This is a genomic window from Streptomyces sp. NPDC087844 (genome assembly GCF_044742785.1).
In the GTDB taxonomy this organism is placed as follows: Bacteria; Actinomycetota; Actinomycetes; order Streptomycetales; family Streptomycetaceae; genus Streptomyces.
Genome location: NZ_JBIUVD010000003.1, coordinates 59,582 through 78,043 on the forward strand (window position 1 = coordinate 59,582; position 18,462 = coordinate 78,043).

General features: G+C 72.3%; 16 protein-coding genes, 1 pseudogene and 1 riboswitch. Of the genes and pseudogenes, 12 read left to right on the plus strand and 5 right to left on the minus strand.

Going from position 1 to position 18,462, the window contains the following annotated elements; translation table 11 throughout:
• Window positions 1-27 precede the first annotated feature (27 nt).
• The 7 genes from ACIOKD_RS07150 to ACIOKD_RS07180 all read left to right on the plus strand — a co-directional run bounded on the left by ACIOKD_RS07150 (window position 28) and on the right by ACIOKD_RS07180 (window position 8,783).
• Window positions 28-1,275, plus strand: coding sequence for an anion permease (locus tag ACIOKD_RS07150; protein ID WP_402079413.1), 1,248 nt, complete (start codon window positions 28-30; stop codon window positions 1,273-1,275).
• Between the two features lie 12 nt (window positions 1,276-1,287).
• The gene (locus ACIOKD_RS07155) at window positions 1,288-1,509 is read left to right on the plus strand and encodes a hypothetical protein (protein ID WP_402079416.1); all 222 of its coding nucleotides are present in this window, start codon (window positions 1,288-1,290) and stop codon (window positions 1,507-1,509) included.
• A gap of 132 nt (window positions 1,510-1,641) precedes the next feature.
• Window positions 1,642-1,778, plus strand: a riboswitch (cobalamin riboswitch).
• Window positions 1,779-1,891: 113 nt separating this feature from the next.
• Entirely contained in the window at window positions 1,892-2,872 is a 981-nt protein-coding gene (locus ACIOKD_RS07160; protein ID WP_402079419.1) for a cobalamin biosynthesis protein, read from the plus strand.
• Window positions 2,869-4,425, plus strand: a complete 1,557-nt coding sequence (locus ACIOKD_RS07165; protein WP_402079422.1) for a cobyric acid synthase — start codon at window positions 2,869-2,871, stop codon at window positions 4,423-4,425. Before ACIOKD_RS07160 ends, ACIOKD_RS07165 begins: the two co-directional genes overlap by 4 nt.
• A 61-nt stretch (window positions 4,426-4,486) precedes the next feature.
• Window positions 4,487-6,604 (plus strand): putative cobaltochelatase, encoded by a 2,118-nt coding sequence (locus tag ACIOKD_RS07170; protein WP_402079424.1) that lies wholly within the window; start codon window positions 4,487-4,489, stop codon window positions 6,602-6,604.
• The gene (gene cobO, locus ACIOKD_RS07175) at window positions 6,604-7,203 is read left to right on the plus strand and encodes a cob(I)yrinic acid a,c-diamide adenosyltransferase (protein WP_402079426.1); all 600 of its coding nucleotides are present in this window, start codon (window positions 6,604-6,606) and stop codon (window positions 7,201-7,203) included. Before ACIOKD_RS07170 ends, cobO begins: the two co-directional genes overlap by 1 nt.
• Window positions 7,203-8,783 (plus strand): cobyrinate a,c-diamide synthase, encoded by a 1,581-nt coding sequence (locus ACIOKD_RS07180; protein ID WP_402079429.1) that lies wholly within the window; start codon window positions 7,203-7,205, stop codon window positions 8,781-8,783. Before cobO ends, ACIOKD_RS07180 begins: the two co-directional genes overlap by 1 nt.
• 38 nt (window positions 8,784-8,821) lie before the next feature.
• Here ACIOKD_RS07180 and ACIOKD_RS07185 read toward each other — a convergent pair whose 3' ends face one another.
• Window positions 8,822-9,550 (minus strand): ZIP family metal transporter, encoded by a 729-nt coding sequence (locus ACIOKD_RS07185; protein WP_402079432.1) that lies wholly within the window; start codon window positions 9,548-9,550, stop codon window positions 8,822-8,824.
• An 81-nt stretch (window positions 9,551-9,631) separates the two neighbouring features.
• Between ACIOKD_RS07185 and ACIOKD_RS07190 the strand changes: the two are divergent.
• The 3 genes and pseudogenes from ACIOKD_RS07190 to cobC form a co-directional block, all read left to right on the plus strand.
• Window positions 9,632-10,039, plus strand: a pseudogene (locus ACIOKD_RS07190) (cobalamin biosynthesis protein); the annotation flags it as partial.
• 315 nt (window positions 10,040-10,354) lie between these two features.
• On the plus strand, window positions 10,355-11,188 hold the full coding sequence (locus ACIOKD_RS07195) for a sirohydrochlorin chelatase (protein ID WP_402079435.1): 834 nt from the start codon (window positions 10,355-10,357) through the stop codon (window positions 11,186-11,188).
• Window positions 11,178-12,347, plus strand: a complete 1,170-nt coding sequence (gene cobC / locus ACIOKD_RS07200) for an Rv2231c family pyridoxal phosphate-dependent protein CobC (protein WP_402079437.1) — start codon at window positions 11,178-11,180, stop codon at window positions 12,345-12,347. The genes ACIOKD_RS07195 and cobC overlap by 11 nt, the downstream gene beginning before the upstream one ends.
• Before the next feature lie 294 nt (window positions 12,348-12,641).
• Here cobC and ACIOKD_RS07205 read toward each other — a convergent pair whose 3' ends face one another.
• From ACIOKD_RS07205 to ACIOKD_RS07220, 4 genes are all read right to left on the minus strand, one after another.
• Entirely contained in the window at window positions 12,642-13,742 is a 1,101-nt protein-coding gene (locus ACIOKD_RS07205; protein ID WP_402079439.1) for an amidohydrolase family protein, read from the minus strand.
• 69 nt (window positions 13,743-13,811) lie between these two features.
• Window positions 13,812-14,636: an amino acid ABC transporter ATP-binding protein gene (locus tag ACIOKD_RS07210; RefSeq protein WP_402079443.1), complete on the minus strand. Its 825-nt coding sequence runs from the start codon at window positions 14,634-14,636 to the stop codon at window positions 13,812-13,814.
• Complete coding sequence (locus ACIOKD_RS07215; RefSeq protein WP_402079445.1) at window positions 14,633-15,463, minus strand: amino acid ABC transporter permease; 831 nt, start codon at window positions 15,461-15,463, stop codon at window positions 14,633-14,635. Before ACIOKD_RS07215 ends, ACIOKD_RS07210 begins: the two co-directional genes overlap by 4 nt.
• A complete protein-coding gene (locus ACIOKD_RS07220) occupies window positions 15,460-16,308 on the minus strand; it encodes an ABC transporter substrate-binding protein (RefSeq protein WP_402079448.1) in 849 nt (282 codons plus the stop codon). The genes ACIOKD_RS07215 and ACIOKD_RS07220 overlap by 4 nt, the downstream gene beginning before the upstream one ends.
• Before the next feature lie 192 nt (window positions 16,309-16,500).
• On the opposite strand from ACIOKD_RS07220, the gene ACIOKD_RS07225 reads away from it, so the two are divergent.
• Window positions 16,501-17,547 carry a pyridoxal-phosphate-dependent aminotransferase family protein gene (locus ACIOKD_RS07225; RefSeq protein WP_402080639.1) on the plus strand — a complete coding sequence of 349 codons (1,047 nt, stop codon included), beginning with the start codon at window positions 16,501-16,503 and terminating at the stop codon, window positions 17,545-17,547.
• Window positions 17,548-17,693: 146 nt separating this feature from the next.
• On the plus strand, window positions 17,694-18,419 hold the full coding sequence (locus tag ACIOKD_RS07230) for a DsbA family oxidoreductase (RefSeq protein WP_402079450.1): 726 nt from the start codon (window positions 17,694-17,696) through the stop codon (window positions 18,417-18,419).
• The last annotated feature ends 43 nt before the right edge of the window (window positions 18,420-18,462 follow it).

Below are 18,462 nucleotides of genomic sequence, written 5' to 3' on the forward strand. Positions count from 1 at the left end.
ACTGTCGTCCAACAGAAGCCTGGGTAAATGGAACACATCACGCTCCTCCTCGGAATCGTGATCGTTACCGCTCTCGTGTTCGATTTCACGAACGGTTTCCACGACACTGCCAACGCGATGGCGACGACCATCTCGACCGGCGCCCTCAAGCCCAAGACGGCGGTGGCCATGTCCGCCGTGCTGAACCTCGTCGGTGCGTTCCTCTCCGTGGAGGTCGCCAAGACGATCTCCGGCGGCCTCATCAACGAAGAGGGAATCCGCACCGAGGTGATCTTCGCGGCGCTCGTCGGCGCCATTCTGTGGAATCTGCTGACCTGGCTCCTGGGTCTGCCCTCCAGTTCGTCCCACGCGCTCTTCGGCGGCCTGATCGGCGCCGCGGTGATGTCGGCGGGCTGGTCCTCGGTGAACGGCTCGACCGTGATCACCAAGGTCCTCCTCCCGGCGATCGCCGCGCCCGTGGTGGCCGGACTCGCCGCGATGCTCGCCACCCGGCTGACGTACCGGATCAGCAGGCAGGCCGGTGAGAAGGCGACCTCCAAGGGGTACCGCGCCGGTCAGATCACCTCCGCGGGGCTGGTCTCGCTGGCCCACGGCACGAACGACGCGCAGAAGACCATGGGCATCATCACCCTGGCCCTGGTCACCGGCGGCGTGCTCGCGCCCGGCTCGAACCCTCCCCTGTGGGTCATCGTCTCGGCCGGTATCGCCATCGCGCTCGGCACCTACCTGGGCGGCTGGCGCATCATCCGCACCATGGGCAGGGGCCTCACCGATCTCGCGCCGCCGCAGGGCTTCGCCGCCCAGACCAGCGCCGCGACGGTCATCCTGGCCTCCTCGCACCTCGGCTTCTCCCTCTCGACCACCCAGTCCTGCTCCGGCGCCGTGATGGGTTCGGGCCTGGGCCGCAAGGGCGGTGTCGTCCGCTGGTCGACCGCGACCCGCATGTTCGTCGCCTGGGGCCTCACGCTCCCCGCCGCCGGTCTGGTCGGCGCGGGCGCCGAGTTCCTGACCCAGCAGGGCACCTGGGGCATCATCCTCACCGGCGCGCTGCTGATCGCCGGCTCCGCGGTCATCTGGACGCTGTCCCGCCGCCAGCCCGTCACCGTCGACAACGTCAACGACGACCACGCGCCCGCGGGCGTCGTGACCACCGCGATCGCCGCGGTCACCCCGCCTCCCGCGGGCCCCGTCGCCACGACCACGAAGGCGACCGACGACCTCAAGACCACCATCCCGGGCCCGGACGCCGAGCCCGCCCGTCCGGCCACGGTGTAAGGAACGAACCGCATGCAGATCGACTGGGCAGCCCTCGGCTCCGTGTTCGGAGTCAGTCTCATCTCCACCGTCGCCCTCGTGGGCCTCTTCACCCTCGGCATCGTCGGCCTCACCAAGCGCGAGTCGGCCGCCGCACAGGGTGGCTCCGCGACCCTCGCGGTCACCGGCGCGTACGCCTGCTTCGCCGCCTGCGCGGCGGCCGTGGCGTACGGGATCTATCTGATCGTCGCCTGACCCTCGCGGCACGTCCGTTCTGTACGGGACGGCCCCGTCGACCCCCACGGTCGGCGGGGCCGTCCCGCGTCCGTGTGTGGGCCTCAGCACACTCTCCCGCCGCAGGTCAACGGCAAGTTGACGGGTGTTCTCGGACCGTGGTGGACTGCCGAGGCCATGTACGTCGGCAGAAGAGGAAGCCGGTGCGAATCCGGCGCGGTCCCGCCACTGTCACCGGGGAATCGATCCCCCCGGGAGCCAGGAACTCTCTCCGTCGGTCTCGTCGAACCAGGGCGTGGACACCCTGAGTGAGGACATATCGCCATGCGCGCCCACCTGTTGTGGACCGGTGTGCCCAGGCCAGGTACGAGGATCTCGTCTCGTGCAGTGGCGGGCTGAACGGATGCGAGCCGATCGCGTCTTCGCGTACGGCGCCGCCGCCGGCCTCCTCGGTGACCTGCTGCTCGGCGATCCCCGCCGGGGACATCCGGTCGCCGCGTTCGGCCGGGCCGCGGGAGCCGTCGAGCGGGCTCTGTGGCGCGACCACCGGGGCCGGGGCGCGCTGCACACCGCCGTGTGCGCGGGCGGCGCCGTCTCCCTCGCCGTGGCCGCCGAGCGTTCCGTACGTACCTCCCCCGTCGCCTCCGTCGTCCTGACCGCGGCCGCCACCTGGGCCGTGGTCGGGGGGACCTCGCTCGGGCGCGAGGCCCGGGCCGTCGGCGGGGCGCTGGCCGCCGGGGACATCGAGGTGGCCCGTGAGCGGCTGCCGCATCTGTGCGGACGCGACCCGCAGGCGCTGGACGCCGACGGGATCGCCCGCGCGGTGGTCGAGTCGGTCGCCGAGAACACCTCCGACGCCGTCGTGGGCGCCCTGGTGTGGGGCGCGGTCGCGGGCGTACCCGGTCTGGTCGGGTTCCGGGCCGTCAACACGCTGGACGCCATGGTCGGGCACAGGTCGGCCCGTCACCGGCGGTACGGATGGGCGTCCGCCCGCCTCGACGACGTGGTGGGGTGGCCCGGGGCACGGCTGACCGCGGTCCTCGCCGCCGTCGCCGGGGGGAATCCGCGAGGGGCCGTCCGCGCCTGGCGCGCCGACGCCGCCAAGCATCCGAGTCCCAACGCCGGGCCCGTGGAGGCCTCGTTCGCGGGTGCGCTCGGAGTACGGCTCGGCGGCACGCTCTCGTACGCGGGACGGGTCGAGCACCGGCCCGTGCTCAACGGTCCGGGGCAGGCCGTGCGCATCGAGGACATCGAGCGGGCCGTCCGGCTCTCGCGGCGCGTGGGCCTGCTCGCGCTGGGCGCGAGTGTCGCCGGGCGGCTGCTCGCCACCTCGCTCACCAGGTCGCTCACCAAGTCGCGGGTCACGAGAGGGCGTACGTCATGAGCGGGGGAACGGGCGGGAGGCCGGGCGGAGGACCGGGCGGGAGGCCGGGCGGCGGGCTGCTCGTCGCCGGTACGACCTCCGACGCGGGCAAGAGCGTCGTGACCGCCGGGATCTGCCGGTGGCTGGTGCGCCGGGGCGTCAAGGTCGCGCCGTTCAAGGCGCAGAACATGTCGCTGAACTCGTTCGTGACGCGCGAGGGCGCGGAGATCGGGCGCGCGCAGGCCATGCAGGCGCAGGCCGCCCGCGTGGAGCCCTCCGTGCTCATGAACCCCGTCCTGCTCAAGCCGGGCGGTGACCGCAGCAGTCAGGTCGTCCTGATGGGGAAGCCCGTCGGCGAGCTGAGTGCGCGCGGCTATCACGGCGGACGCCAGGAGGCGTTGCTCGGAACCGTGCTGGACTGTCTGGCCGAGTTGCGGGGCACGTATGACGCGGTGATCTGTGAGGGAGCGGGCAGTCCCGCCGAGATCAATCTGCGGCGCACCGACATCGTGAACATGGGGATCGCGCGGGGCGCGCGGCTGCCCGTGCTCGTGGTGGGGGACATCGACCGCGGCGGGGTCTTCGCCTCGTTCTTCGGGACGGTGGCCCTGCTGTCGCGCGAGGACCAGGAGCTGGTCGCCGGGTTCCTGGTGAACAAGTTCCGCGGGGACGTCTCGCTGCTCGAACCCGGCATCGACATGCTGCACGGGCTCACCGGGCGGCACACCTACGGCGTCCTGCCCTTCCGGCACGGCCTCGGCATCGACGAGGAGGACGGGCTCGGAGTGTCCCTGCGGGGGTCGGTACGCGAGTCCGAGGTCTCCTCCCCCGTCGGCGAGGACATCCTGCGGGTCGCCGTCTGCGCGATCCCCCTGATGTCCAACTTCACGGACCTGGACGCCCTCGCCGCCGAACCGGGCGTCGTCGTACGGTTCGTGGACCGCGCCGAGGAACTCGTCGACGCCGACCTGGTCGTCGTACCCGGCACCCGGGGCACGGTCCGGGCCCTGGAGTGGCTGCGGCGGCGCGGCCTCGCGGACGCCCTGGTGCGCAGGGCCGCCGAAGGGCGCCCCGTGCTGGGCATCTGCGGCGGCTTCCAGCTCCTCGGCGAACACATCGAGGACGAGGTCGAGTCGAGGGCCGGTGCCGTCGACGGCCTCGGACTCCTCCCGGTACGCGTGCGGTTCGCGCGCGAGAAGACCCTCACCCGGCCCGTCGGCGAGGCCCTCGGCGAACCCGTCCAGGGGTACGAGATCCATCACGGGGTCGCCCATGTCACAGGAGGGGAGCCCTTCTTGGACGGCTGCCGGGTCGGGCAGGTCTGGGGGACGCACTGGCACGGTTCACTGGAGTCGGACGGCTTCCGGCGTGCCTTCCTGCGCGAGGTGGCGTCCGCGGCGGGGCGGCGCTTCGTACCCGCCCCGGACACCTCGTTCGAAGGGTTGCGCGAGGAGCAGCTCGACCGGCTGGGCGATCTGATCGAGGAACACGCGGACACGGACGCGCTGTGGCGGCTCATCGAGTCCGGCGCACCGGCCGGACTGCCTTTCATTCCACCGGGAGCGCCCGCATGAGCTTGCGCGCAGGCCGCCTGGGCCACGAAGTCCGTTTGGGCTATTTGGAGGACGACAACCAGTGAGTACCCCGTTTCCGTTCACGGCCGTGGTCGGTCAGGACGACCTGCGACTGGCACTGCTGCTGAACGCCGTCTCCCCCGCGGTGGGCGGTGTGCTCGTCCGCGGCGAGAAGGGCACCGCCAAGTCCACGGCCGTGCGCGCGCTCTCGGCGCTCATGCCGCACGTCGACGTCGTCCCCGGCTGCCGTTTCTCCTGTGCGCCCAACGCCCCCGATCCGGCCTGCCCCGACGGCCCCCACGAGGCGGGCCCGGGTGTGCCGCGTCCCGCCCGGATGGTCGAACTGCCCGTCGGCGCCTCCGAGGACCGCCTCGTCGGCGCGCTCGACATCGAGCGGGCGCTCTCGGAGGGCGTGAAGGCCTTCGAGCCCGGCCTGCTGGCCGACGCCCACCGCGGACTCCTGTACGTGGACGAGGTCAACCTCCTCCACGACCACCTGGTCGACCTGCTGCTCGACGCGGCGGCGATGGGTGCCTCGTACGTGGAGCGCGAGGGCGTCTCCGTACGGCATGCCGCGCGGTTCCTGCTCGTGGGGACCATGAACCCCGAAGAGGGCGAGCTGCGACCGCAGTTGCTCGACCGGTTCGGGCTCACCGTCGAGGTGGCGGCCTCGCGCGACCCCGACCAGCGGGTGGAGGTCGTACGGCGGCGGCTCGCGTACGACGACGACCCGGAGGGGTTCGCGACGCGCTGGGCCGAAGAGGAGTCCGACGTACGGGCGCGGATCGTGGCCGCGCGGGAGCTGCTGCCGTCGGTGCGGCTCGGCGACGGCGCGCTGCGGCAGATCGCGGCGACCTGCGCCGCGTTCGAGGTGGACGGCATGCGGGCCGACATCGTGATGGCCAGGACCGCCACCGCGCTGGCCGCCTGGGCGGGGCGGACCGACGTGCTCGCCGAGGACGTACGGCGGGCCGCGCTCCTCGCGCTGCCGCACCGGCGCCGGCGCAATCCCTTCGACGCGCCCGGTCTCGACGAGGACAAGCTCGACGAGACGATGGAGGAGTTCGCGAGCGACGAGGACGGCTTGGGGGACTCCGGGGACTCCGGGGACTCGGGCGACGAGGACCCGGATCCGGACGGGCCCGGTGGCGGTGGCGGTGGCGGGCGGCCCCCGCAGGACGGGCCCGACGGCGGCGACAGTGACAGCGGCGACGGCGGCAGCGACGGTTCCGGTGAGGTGCCCGCGCAGGGCGAGGCCCCCGCGAACGAGTCCGAGAACGGGCGGGCGCCGTCGTCCGGCGTGGGCGAGCAGTCCCCCGTACGGGCCGCCGAGCCGTTCCGTACGAAGGTGCTGAGCGTGCCCGGTCTCGGCGAGGGAGCCGCCGGGCGGCGCTCGCGGGCCCGGACCGAGCACGGGCGCACCACCGGGGCGCGCCGGCCGCGCGGGGCGCTCACCAAGCTGCATCTGGCCGCGACCGTGCAGGCCGCGGCACCGCATCAGCGGGCGCGGGGACGGTCAGGGCCCGGCCTCGTCGTACGGCGGGACGATCTGCGGCAGGCCACCCGGGAGGGCCGCGAGGGGAACCTCGTGCTGTTCGTCGTGGACGCGTCCGGGTCGATGGCGGCCCGGCAGCGGATGGGCGCCGTGAAGGGAGCGGTGCTGTCCCTGCTCCTCGACGCCTACCAGCGGCGGGACAAGGTGGGGCTCGTGACCTTCCGCGGGTCCACGGCGGAGGTGGCGCTGCCGCCCACGTCGTCGGTCGACGCGGCGGCGGTGCGGCTGGAGTCGCTGCCCACCGGCGGGCGTACGCCGCTCGCGGCAGGGCTGCTGCGGGCGCACGACGTGCTGCGGGTGGAGCGGTTGCGTGATCCGGCCCGGCGCGCGCTGGTCGTCCTGGTGACCGACGGGCGGGCCACGGGCGGGCCGGAACCGGTGGCGCTCGCCGGGCGGGCCGCCCGGCTGTTCGCCGCCGACAAGGTCGCGTCCGTCGTCGTCGACTGCGAGTCGGGCCTGGTGCGGCTCGGACTCGCGGGGCGGCTCGCGGGTGAACTCGGCGGTACGGCCGTGACGCTCGACGAGCTGCGGGCCGACTCGATCGCCGGTCTGGTCAGGGATGTGCAGAGCGGCAGCCGGGGCAACAGCCAGGGCAGCCAGGGCAACGGCAGGAAGGCCGCGTAATGCCTCAGGGACAGCCGAGTGTCGTACCGGACGACGGACTGACGACACGTCAGCGACGGAACCGGCCGCTCGTCATGGTGCACACCGGCATCGGGAAGGGAAAGTCCACCGCCGCCTTCGGGCTCGCTCTGCGCGCCTGGAACCAGGGCTGGCCGATCGGGGTGTTCCAGTTCGTCAAGTCCGCGAAGTGGAAGGTCGGCGAGGAGAACGCGCTGCGCGTCCTCGGCGCCAGCGGTGAGGGCGGGTCCGTCGACTGGCACAAGATGGGCGAGGGCTGGTCGTGGGTGCAGCGCGACTCCCAGCTGGACAACGAGGAGAAGGCCCGCGAGGGCTGGGAGCAGGTCAAGCGGGACCTGGCCGCCGAGACGTACAAGCTGTACGTGCTCGACGAGTTCGCCTACCCGATGCACTGGGGCTGGATCGACGTCGACGAGGTCGTGGAGGTGCTGCGGGGCCGGACCGGGACCCAGCACGTCGTGATCACCGGGCGCAACGCTCCTGAGAAGCTGGTCGAGTTCGCCGATCTGGTGACCGACATGTCCAAGGTGAAGCATCCGATGGACACCGGTCAGAAGGGGCAGAGGGGCATCGAGTGGTGATGTCCTCAACCTCCGGGGCCTCGGGCTCCGGGTCCGTCCCGCGGCTGGTCGTCGCCGCGCCCGCCTCCGGGAGCGGCAAGACCACCGTGGCCACGGGACTGATGGCCGCGTTCGCCTCGCGGGGGCTCGCCGTGTCCCCGCACAAGGTGGGTCCCGACTACATCGATCCCGGGTATCACTCGCTCGCCAGCGGGCGGGTGGGGCGCAATCTCGACTCCTACATGTGCGGGCCCGAGCTGATCGCTCCGCTGTTCGCCCATGGTGCGCGCGGGTGTGATCTCGCCGTGGTCGAGGGTGTGATGGGGCTGTTCGACGGGGCTTCCGGGGAAGGAGAGCTGGCTTCCACCGCCCATGTGGCGAAGTTGCTGCGGGCGCCCGTGGTGCTGGTCGTGGACGCGTCCTCGCAGTCGCGGTCGGTGGCCGCGCTCGTGCACGGGTTCGCCTCCTGGGACCCCGGGGTGCGGATCGGCGGGGTGATCCTGAACAAGGTCGCGTCCGATCGGCACGAGGCGCTGTTGCGGGAGGCGATGGATCAGTCCGGGGTGCCTGTGCTGGGCGCTCTGCGGCGGGCCGAGGAGGTGGGTACGCCGTCCCGGCATCTTGGGCTGGTGCCTGTTGCCGAGCGGCGGGCCGAGGCGGTTGCCGCTGTCGCGGCGATGGGGGCTCGGGTGCGGGCCGGGTGTGATCTGGAGGCGTTGTTCGCGTTGGCGCGCGGCGCCGGGGACTTGGGGGGTGGGGTTTGGGACGCGGGTGAGGTGCTGGCTTTTTCGCCCCCGCCGCCCCTTCCCGTCCCGACCCTCGGGGGCTCCGCCCCCGGACCCCCTTGTCGGCCTGAACGGCCTCGTCCTCAAACGCCGGACGGGCTGGGTGGGGCGGGCACTGCCTCGAAGCCGCCGGACGGGCTGGGTGGGGCGAGGAGTGCCTTGAAGGGTACGGGGCGTGCGCCCGTTGTTGCTCTTGCCGGTGGGGCCGCTTTCACCTTTTCCTATGCCGAGCAGGCCGAGTTGCTGGCTGCCGCCGGGGCCGAGGTCGTCATGTTCGATCCGTTGCGGGACGAGCAGTTGCCGGACGGGACCCGTGGGCTGGTCCTCGGGGGCGGGTTTCCCGAGGTGTTCGGGCCGGAGCTGTCCGCCAACGAGCCGCTGCGCAAGGCCGTTGCCGCGCTCGCCGAGAGCGGGGCGCCGATCGCGGCCGAGTGCGCGGGGCTGCTCTACCTCTCCCGTGAGCTCGACGGGCTGCCGATGTGCGGTGTCATCGACGCCGAGGCCCGGATGGACGCGCGCCTGACGCTCGGGTACCGCGATGCCGTCGCGGTGTCCGACAGCCCGCTGGCAGCGGCGGGCACCCGGATGCGGGGGCACGAGTTCCACCGGACCGTCGTCGAGCCGGGTGCGGGTGCGGCTCCCGCCTGGGGGCTGCGCACACCCGTGCGCCGGGTCGAGGGATTCGTGCAGCGGGGTGTGCACGCGAGCTATCTGCACACGCACTGGGCGGGCTCGCCCGGCGTCGCCCGGCGGTTCGTGGAGAGGTGTGCCGAGGGTTCCGGGAGTGCTGGGAGTGCTGGGAGTGCCGGGTCATGAGACCGGCTTCCGGCGCGCGGGGGGCGGTCTCCCGCGGCTCACTCCGCGGCCCCGACGACCAGCCAGATGAAGGCCACTCCGGCGAGCGTGCACAGCAGTGTGGAGCGGGCGGGGTGTTCGTGGTGGGCCTCGGGAAGGATCTCGGCGGCGGCCAGGTAGAGGAGCGCGCCGCCGAAGAAGCCGAGGTACCCGCCGAGCAGATGCTCGGGAAGGGTGAAAAGCATCGTCGAGGCGGCACCGGCCACGGGGGCGGCGGCGTCCGCGAGGAGCATCGCGACCGCCTTGCGGCGGGCGTTCCCGTACAGGGTCGTGATCGTGTACGTGTTGAAGCCGTCCGCGAAGTCATGGGCGATCACCGCGACCGCCACGGCCGCTCCCATCCCGCCGCCCACCTGGAAGGCCGCGCCGATCGCCACCCCGTCCATGGCGCTGTGACCGACCATCGCGGCGGCGGCGGTCAGGCCCACCTGGGGCGTCCGCCCGTCGTGTTCCCCGCCGCCGTGCGAGGCCTGGCGCACGGCGAGGAGCCGTTCCACCATGTGGGCCGCGAGGAAGCCGGCCACGAACAGCAGCAGCGCGGCCGGGACGCCGAAGATCTGCTCGCCCGCCGCGTCGAGTGCCTCCGGCAGCAGATCGAGGCCGACGACGCCCAGCATCAGGCCGCCGGCCAGGCCGAGTACGAGGTGGCGGCGGTCTGTGACGCGTTGCGCCGTCCAGCCGCCGGCCAGCGTCATGAGGAACGCGCCGAGCGCGACGAACACCGCCATACGCCCTTGCTATCCGATCAAGGCGCCTTCACGCACGTTCGCCGCACTCCGGATCGCTCCCGACTTGCACGGCTTCCGGAAAGATCGCCGTCCCTCGTCGTCGGCGTGGGAGCCTCCAGGGGCGTACCGGTCGCCGAGTTGCTCGGGCTCGTCGAGGACGCCCTGCGGGATGCCGGCCTGTCCGCGCTGTCGGTCGTAGAACTCGCCACCGTCGACACGAAGGCCGGCGAGCCCGGGATCCTCGGTGCGGCCGAGCGGCTGGGGGTGCCCGTGGTGACGTACAGCGCCGAGGAGTTGGCACGGGTCGACGTGCCGAACCCCTCGGACGCGCCGCTCTCCGCCGTCGGTACGCCCTCGGTCGCCGAGGCCGCGGCCCTCGCCCGTGGCGGTGAGCTCCTCGTCCCCAAGCGCACGTCGTCCGCGCGACCGGCGAGGGCGACCTGCGCGGTCGTACGCCGGACCGGGCACGGGCCGCTCCCGGCGGTCGGGACCGTGGTCGACGCCGGGGCCGGAGCCGGGATCGCGGTGGAGCGGGACCGTACGGCCGGGGCCGGGGTGCCCGAGATGAGTGTGGGCGGGACGGCGACCCGCGAGGCCTGCGGTCGTAGGGTGACGCAGCGCGGCCACCGTCGGCGGGAGGAGCCCCAATGAGCCATCACACGCATCACACCCATCAGGCACTTCAGGCACGTCGGGCACGTCGGGCACGTCAGGCACTCGTCTTCTCCTGCCCCGCCCTCGGTCAGCACCCCGCCTTCTCAGTTCCCCAGCCCCCCACTCCATGACGTATCCCGAGGAGACATCGTGACCACCCCCGTCCCAGCCCTGCTCCTGGCCGGCCATGGCACCCGGGACGATGCCGGAGCCGAGGCGTTCCGCGACTTCGTACGGGAACTGGGCCGGCGCAACCCCGGCCTGCCCGTGGCGGGCGGTTTCATCGGGCTCTCCCGGCCGCCGCTCGGCGACGCGGTGGCCGAGCTGGCCGCCCAGGGGGTGCGCCGGTTCGCCGCGGTCCCGCTGATGCTCGGGCCCGCCGGGCCCGCCGAGGGCGACCTCCAGGCCGCGCTCGCCCGTGAGCGGGAACGGCACCCGGGGACCTCGTACGCGTACGGGCGTCCGCTGGGTCCGCACCCCGCGCTGCTCGCCATGCTGGAGCGGCGGCTCGACGACGCCCTGGGCGGCTCGGTTCGCACACCCCAGGACCGGGCCGAGGTGACCGTGCTGCTCGTCGGCCGCGGCTCGACCGGCCCGGAGGCCAACGCGGAGGTGCACAGGGCGGCGCGGCTGCTGTGGGAGGGGCGTGGTTACGCGGGTGTCGAGACGGCGTTCGTGTCACTGGCCGCGCCGGACGTGCCATCGGGCCTGGACCGCTGCGTGAAACTCGGCGCGCGGCGGATCGTCGTGCTGCCCTACTTCCTGTTCACCGGCGTTCTCCCGGAGCGGATCCGGCAGCAGAGTGAGGGGTGGGCGACGGCGCACCCGGAGGTCGAGGTGGTCTCCGCCGACGTCATCGGGCCGGAGCCCGAACTGCTCGACCTGGTGATGGAGCGCTACCGCGAGACGCAGCCGGGCGACGACGGCCACGGACACCATGTCCGCGACCTCCACCACGACCACGCTTCCTCTCATGCGCACTGACAGCGGCGGAAGAGACGGGCGGGACGGGCGGGACGGGAGAGGTGGTCCCGACTCCTGGGACGCCGGTGGGTACGGGCCCGAGCAGGGACAGGGACAGGGACACGATCTGCGGCATCACGGTGACGCCGAGGTGCGTGACGACGGCTCGGCGCTCGTCGACCTCGCCGTGAACGTCCGTGCCGGTACTCCCCCGGACTGGCTGCGCGGCCGTATCGCCGAGTCGCTGGGAGGGCTGGCCGCCTACCCGGACGGGCGGGCCGCGCGGACCGCGGTGGCGGCACGGCACGGGCTGCCCGTGGAACGGGTGCTGCTCACGGCCGGGGCCGCCGAGGCCTTCGTGCTGCTCGCGCGCGCGCTGAAGGTCCGTCACCCTGTCGTCGTGCACCCGCAGTTCACCGAGCCGGAGGCGGCGCTGCGGGACGCGGGGCACACGGTGGACCGGGTGCTGCTCCGTCCCGAGGAGGGTTTCCGGCTCGACCCGGCGGCCGTCCCCGAGGACGCTGACCTGGTCGTGATCGGCAACCCGACCAATCCCACGTCCGTGCTCCATCCGGCCGGGTTGATCACGGAACTGGCCTGTCCCGGGCGGACGTTGGTGGTCGACGAGGCGTTCATGGACGCGGTGCCGGACGAACGGGAAGCGCTCGCGGGGCGGACGGACGTACCGGGGCTCGTGGTGCTGCGCAGCCTCACCAAGACGTGGGGGCTGGCGGGGCTGCGGATCGGATACGTGCTCGCGGCGCCGGAGACGATCGGCGAGCTCGAACGGGCGCAGCCGCTCTGGCCGGTGTCCACGCCCGCGCTGGCCGCCGCCGAGGCCTGTATGACACCGGAGGCGCTCGCCGAGCAGGCGCTGGCGGCTCGGCGTGTGGCCACGGACCGGGCGCATCTGGTCGCCGGGTTGGAGGAGTTCGCGTCCGACGGGGTGCGGGTGGCGGAGCCCGCGGAGGGGCCGTTCGTCCTTGTCTCGCTGCCCGGGGCGGGTGCTGTGCGGGAGCGGTTGCGGCGGCTGGGGTTCGCGGTGCGGCGGGGGGACACGTTCCCTGGTCTTGACGGGACGTGGTTGCGGCTGGCGGTACGCGACCGTCCGACGGTCAACCGCTTCCTCCAGGCCTTGGACCAGGCGCTCAGCCTGACCGGCGGTTCGCCAGGGGCTTGAGCGGGCTCGAACCTGCGGGCCGGTGCGGGCTGTTCGCGCAGTTCCCCGCGCCCCTGGGGAGTGGGGCTGGCGGCTGACGGGAACGTGCGGGCCGGTGCGGGACTGTCGCGCCGTTCCCCGCGCCCCTGAGGGGATGGGGCTGCGGCCCGTGCGAATACCGCGGGCTCGGTGGGGGCTTGTCGCGCCGTTCCCCGCGCCCCTGAAAGCGGGCTGCGGCGCGGCCTGGCTCTTGGGGGCGCGGGGAACTGCGCAGTCCTTCAGAGGCGGCGGACCGGGGCCATCAGTCACTCTCCGTCAACCGACGACCCTGCCGTCCAGCACCACCCGTCGCGGCGCCGCCAGGACCCGTACGTCCGCCCGCGGATCCTGCTCGTACACGACGAGGTCGGCCGGGGCCCCTTCCTCCAGGCCGGGCCGCCCCAGCCACGCGCGGGCACCCCACGTGGTGGCCGACAGCGCTTCGAGGGGTGGGATGCCGGCCGTCACCAGTTCGGCGACCTCCCCCGCCACCAGTCCGTGCGGAAGCGTGCCGCCCGCGTCGGTGCCGACGAACACCGGGATCCCGGCGTCGTACGCGGCGCGCACGGTGTCGTAACGCCGGTCGTACAGCCGCCGCATGTGCGCCGACCACTGGGGGAACCTGGTCTCGCCCCCGTCCGCGAGCCTCGGGAACGTCGCGATGTTGACGAGGGTCGGGACGATCGCGACACCGCGCTCGGCGAAGAGCGGGATCGTGTCATCGGTCAGGCCGGTGGCGTGTTCGACGCAGTCGATGCCCGCCTCGACGAGGTCCCGCAGCGAGTCCTCGGCGAAGCAGTGCGCGGTGACGCGGGCGCCGAGCCGGTGGGCCTCGGCGATCGCCGCCTCGACCGCGTCGCGCGGCCAGCAGGCGCCGAGGTCGCCCGTGCCGCGGTCGATCCAGTCGCCCACCAGCTTCACCCAGCCGTCGCCGCGCCGGGCCTCCCTGGCCACGTACGCGACGAGGTCCGCGGGCTCGATCTCGTGCGCGAAGCCACGGATGTAGCGGCGGGTGCGGGCGATGTGGCGGCCCGCCCTGATGATCTTCGGCAGGTCGTCGCGGTCGTCGACCCACCGGGTGTCCGCGGGAGAGCCGGCGTCCCGGATGAGCAGGGTGCCGGTCTCCCGGTCGGCCAGGGCCTGCTTCTCCGACTCGTCGTCGGGGACGGCGCCGTGCGGGCCGAGGCCGACGTGGCAGTGGGCGTCGACCAGGCCCGGCAGGGTCCAGCCGTCGATCGTGCGGACGTCCCTCGCGGCCTCGCGCCGGGGGCGTTCGTACGTGACCTTGCCGTCGACGACCCAGAGTTCGTCCCGGGCCTCGTCGGGGGCGACCAGCACCCGGCCCCTCACGTGCAGCACCACCGACTGATCGCTCATGAACGGCAGCCTAGTTCTCCACGGGCGCGCGTCTCCTGCGGGCCCGCAGATCGGCACAACCGCCCGCTCCTACAGGGACTTGCCCGGCCCCTCCGGAGGAGTGCCCTCCTCCACGTCCGCCATCGCCGGGTCCAGCAGGCGGGAGAGGAAGTGGCGGGTCCGGTCGTGGGTCGGGGAGCCGATCACCTGGGCCGGCGGGCCCTGCTCCACGATCACGCCGCCGTCCATGAAGACGACCCGGTCGGCGACCTCGCGGGCGAAGGACATCTCGTGGGTGACGACCATCATCGTCATGCCCTCGTCGGCGAGCATGCGCATCACGGCGAGGACGTCCCCGACCAGTTCCGGGTCGAGCGCCGAGGTGGGCTCGTCGAAGAGCATCACCTGGGGACCCATCGCGAGCGCGCGGGCGATGGCGACGCGCTGCTGCTGGCCGCCGGAGAGCGAGGCGGGGTAGGCCGTCGCCTTCTCGGAGAGCCCGACGCGCCGGAGGTTCTCGGCGGCGACCCTCGCCGCCTCCGCCTTGTCGCGGCCCAGCACCCGGCGCTGCGGCAGCGTCAGGTTGTCGGTCACCGTCAGGTGCGGGAAGAGGTTGAACTGCTGGAAGACCATGCCGATCCGGCGGCGTACGGCATCGATGTCGACGTCCGGGTCGGTGATCTCGGTGCCGCCGACGAAGACCTGCCCCTCGGTCGGCTCTTCGAGGAGGTTCACGCAGCGCAGCAGGGTCGACTTGCCGGAGCCTGAGGGGCCGATGACGCACACGACCTCGCCGGAGGCGACCTCCAGGTCGATCCCCCGCAGCACCTCGTTGTCGCCGAACGACTTGTGCAGTCCGCGTACCTGGATCTCGGGCGTGCCGCTTCGGCCGCCGACATTGTTCTCGGTGTTCACTTGGCCTCCCCGGCCTTCGCCTCAAGGCGGCGTACGACGAAACCGAGCGGGATGGTGACCAGCAGATAGCACAGGCCCGCCACCAGGATCGGTGTCGAGTTGGCGGTCTCGCTGGCCAGGTCTCGGCCGAACTTGGAGAGTTCGCGCTCCTCCAGCGTGACCCCGAGGAACAGCACAAGCGAGGAGTCCTTGAAGAGGAGGACCAACTCGTTGGTGAGCGGCGGGATCACGATGCGGAAGGCCTGCGGGATGACGATGGAGACCATGGCGCGGGCGTAGGAGAAGCCCAGCGAACGGGCCGCCTCCATCTGTCCCTTGGGGACGGCCTGGATGCCCGCGCGGATCGTTTCCGCCATGTACGCGGCGGCCACGAGACCGAGCGCGAGCGCGACCTTCCCGTACGTGCCGCCGGGGATCTCCGTGCCGGGGAACGCCAACGGCACGGCGACGCCCACGAAGATGAAGATCAGCAGGGCGGGCAGCCCGCGGAAGATCTCGATGTAGATACCGGCCAGCCAGCGGTACGGGCCGACCGACGAGAGCCGCATCAGGGCGACGACCACGCCGAGGGCGAGGCCGAAGACGAAACCGGACACCGTGTAGAGGACGGTGTTCTTGAGCGCCAGCGTGATGATGTCCGGGAACATCCGCTCGGCCAGCTCGACCTGGGCGAACTGGTTCCGCAGCTGTCCCCAGTCGGCCGTGAACCCGAAAGCGACCAGCGCGGCGACGAAGACCGCGTACTGGACGCCCCGCGACACGGCCCGCTTCTGGCTTCTGGTCAGACCGCGCCTGCGGGGCTGGATTCGGGTGTCGGTCTCCGTCATGAGGAGGCGGAGGGCGAAGCGGAGGCGGCGGTCTCGTCGTAGGGGCCGATCCACTTCTCGTACAGCTTCTTGTAGGTGCCGTCGGCCTTGGCGTCCGCCAGCGCCTTGTTCACGGCTTCGAGGAGCTTGGTGTTGCCCTTCTTCAGCGTGAAGCCGTACTCCTCACCGGTGTTGATGTTGTCGGCGACCTCGAAGGCGGCGGCGTTGGCCTTGTCCTTCAGCCAGCCCTGGACCACCGGGTAGTCGATGACGACGGCCTTGACCTGTCCGGTGCGCAGGCCGTTGAGGAGTGCGTCCGAGGACTCGAAGGAGACCGGGTCGAGGCCCTTGCCCTTCGCGAACTCCTCGCCGGTGGTCTGCGCCTGCGCGCCGACCTTCTTGCCCTTGAGGTCCGCGAGGGAGGAGATGCCGCTCTTCTTGTCGGCCAGGATTCCCTGGGTGGCCTCGAAGTACGGGTCGGAGAAGTCGACGTTCTTCTTGCGCTCGTCGGTGATCGTCATACCGGCCGCGGCGAGGTCGCACTGGCCGGAGTTGAGGGATCCGCCGGTCTTGAAGTTCTCGAAGGGCTGGTCGAGGACCACCTGCTTCACACCCAGGTCCTTGGCGACCAGGTCGACCAGCGACACGTCGAAGCCCTGGACCTTGCCGTCGATCTCCGACTGGAACGGCGGGTACGGCAGGTGCGTGCAGGTGGTGAGCTGTCCGCCCTTGACGAGTTCGACCCCGTTCGCGGTGGTCTTCTTGCCCCCGTCGTCGTCCGAGGAGCAGCCGGACACGAGCAGCAGCCCGGCCGTCGCGGTGGTGGCGGCCAGCATGCGGGTTCGGCGCCCGGGGACCATCTTCACGGGGGAGACCTCCTGTGGGGAAACTGTGACTGCTGATTATAAGGATTGGTTTGAGGCGCTCAAACCAATCCCATGGCCTTTGGGCTGTCCGGCCTCGGAAATCGTCGGTGGGCGACCGCCGGGACGGCGGTTACGCTCGTTGCTGCCTACCCCGTGAGTGACGAGAGCAACGTGAGTGAAGAGAGCAACGCCGTGACCCACCCCTTCCTGGACCTGGCGCCGCTGAGCGCCGCGCGTTTCGCGGCGATCGAGGACCGCGTGGCGCGTCTGCTCTCCACCGAGCAGGACGTCGTGATCATGCAGGGCGAGGCACTGCTTCCGCTGGAAGGGGCGATTCGCGGCGCGGCCGGTCCCGGTACGACCGCTCTCAACGTGATCACCGGCCCGTACGGGCAGACGTTCGGCGACTGGCTCCGGGACTGCGGCGCGACCGTGTACGACCTGGCCGTCCCCTTCCACACGGCGGTCACGGCCGCACAGGTCCGCGACGCTCTCGCCGAGCACCCTCGGATCGACTTCGTCTCCCTGGTGCACGCGGAGGCGGCCACCGGGAACACCAACCCGGTCGCGGAGATCGGCGAGGTCGTACGGGAGCACGGCGCCCTCTTCTACCTGGACGCGGTGGCCTCGGTCGGCGCCGAGCCGGTGCTGCCGGACGCGTGGGGCGTGGACCTGTGTGTGATCGGGGCGCAGAAGGCGATGGGCGGGCCCGCTGGGGTCTCGGCGGTGTCGGTGAGCGAGCGGGCGTGGGCGCGGATGGCCGCGAACCCGGACGCGCCGCGACGCTCGTACCTCTCCCTCCTGGACTGGAAGGAGCGGTGGGTCGACGCCGGGCGCAAGGTCCTTCTGCATGCTCCGGCGCAGTTGGAGATGCTGGCGCTGGAGGCGTGTGTGGACCGTGTCGAGTCGGAGGGCCTGGAGACGGTGATGGCGCGGCACGCGTCGGCGGCGGCGGCCACCCGGGCGGGGGCGGTCGCGCTGGGCGGGGGTCTTGAGCCGTATGTGTACGCGGCGTCCGATGCGGCGCCGGTCGCCACGACCCTGCGTACGCCTGCCGGGGTGGACGCGTCCGAGCTGGTGGCCGCCGCGTTGGCCGTCGATCCCTCGCTTCCGCTGGCCGCGGGTGGGGGTGCGCTGGCGTCGTCGATGATCCGGGTCAACCACTACGGGCCTGCGGCCGACGTGGCGACTGTGGACGCTTGCCTCACCGCGCTGCGCGCTGCCCTGGCAGCCGCCTGAGCCCGGACGTCACCTGCGGGCCCGGTGGGGGTTGGCCGCGCAGTTCCCCGCGCCCCTCGGGGGCGGGACCGCGGGGAATGCGCGACGCTTCTTGAACGTTCACGCACCAGCGGAGCTGATCGGTTGAGTGAGGGAGAGTTCAAGACATGCACGTCGAGATCTGGAGCGACATCGCCTGCCCATGGTGCTACGTGGGCAAGGCCCGCTTCGAGAAGGCACTCACCGCCTTCCCGCACCGCGACGCCGTCGAGGTCGTCCACCGCTCCTTCGAGCTCGACCCGAACCGTGCCAAGGGCGACATCCAGCCCGTCATCCCCATGCTCACCGAGAAGTACGGCATGAGCGAGGCGCAGGCTCAGGCCGGCGAGGAGAACCTCGGCACCCAGGCCGCCGCCGAGGGCCTCGCGTACCGCACGAAGGACCGCGACCACGGCAGCACCTTCGACATGCACCGGCTCCTGCACCTCGCCAAGGAGCGGGGCCGCCAGGACGAGCTGATCCAGAACCTCTACAGGGCGAACTTCGCCGAGGAGCGTTCCGTCTTCGGCGACGACGAGCGGCTCGTGGAGCTGGCGGTCGACGCCGGGCTCGACGCGGACGAGGCCCGCACGGTGCTCGCCGACCCGTCCGCGTACGCCGACGAGGTCCGTACCGATGAGCGCGAGGCCGCCGAGCTGGGTGCGAACGGTGTGCCGTTCTTCGTCCTGGACCGCAAGTACGGCGTCTCCGGCGCCCAGCCCGCCGAGGTCTTCGCGCAGGCCCTGGAGCAGGCCTGGGCGAGTCACTCCCCGCTCAAGCTGATCCGGCCGGACAGCCAGGGCGACGCCGAGGCGTGCGGCCCGGACGGCTGCGCGGTCCCCCAGCAACACTGACCTGCACCTCTGAACTACACCTCTTACCTGCGTCTCTGGCCTG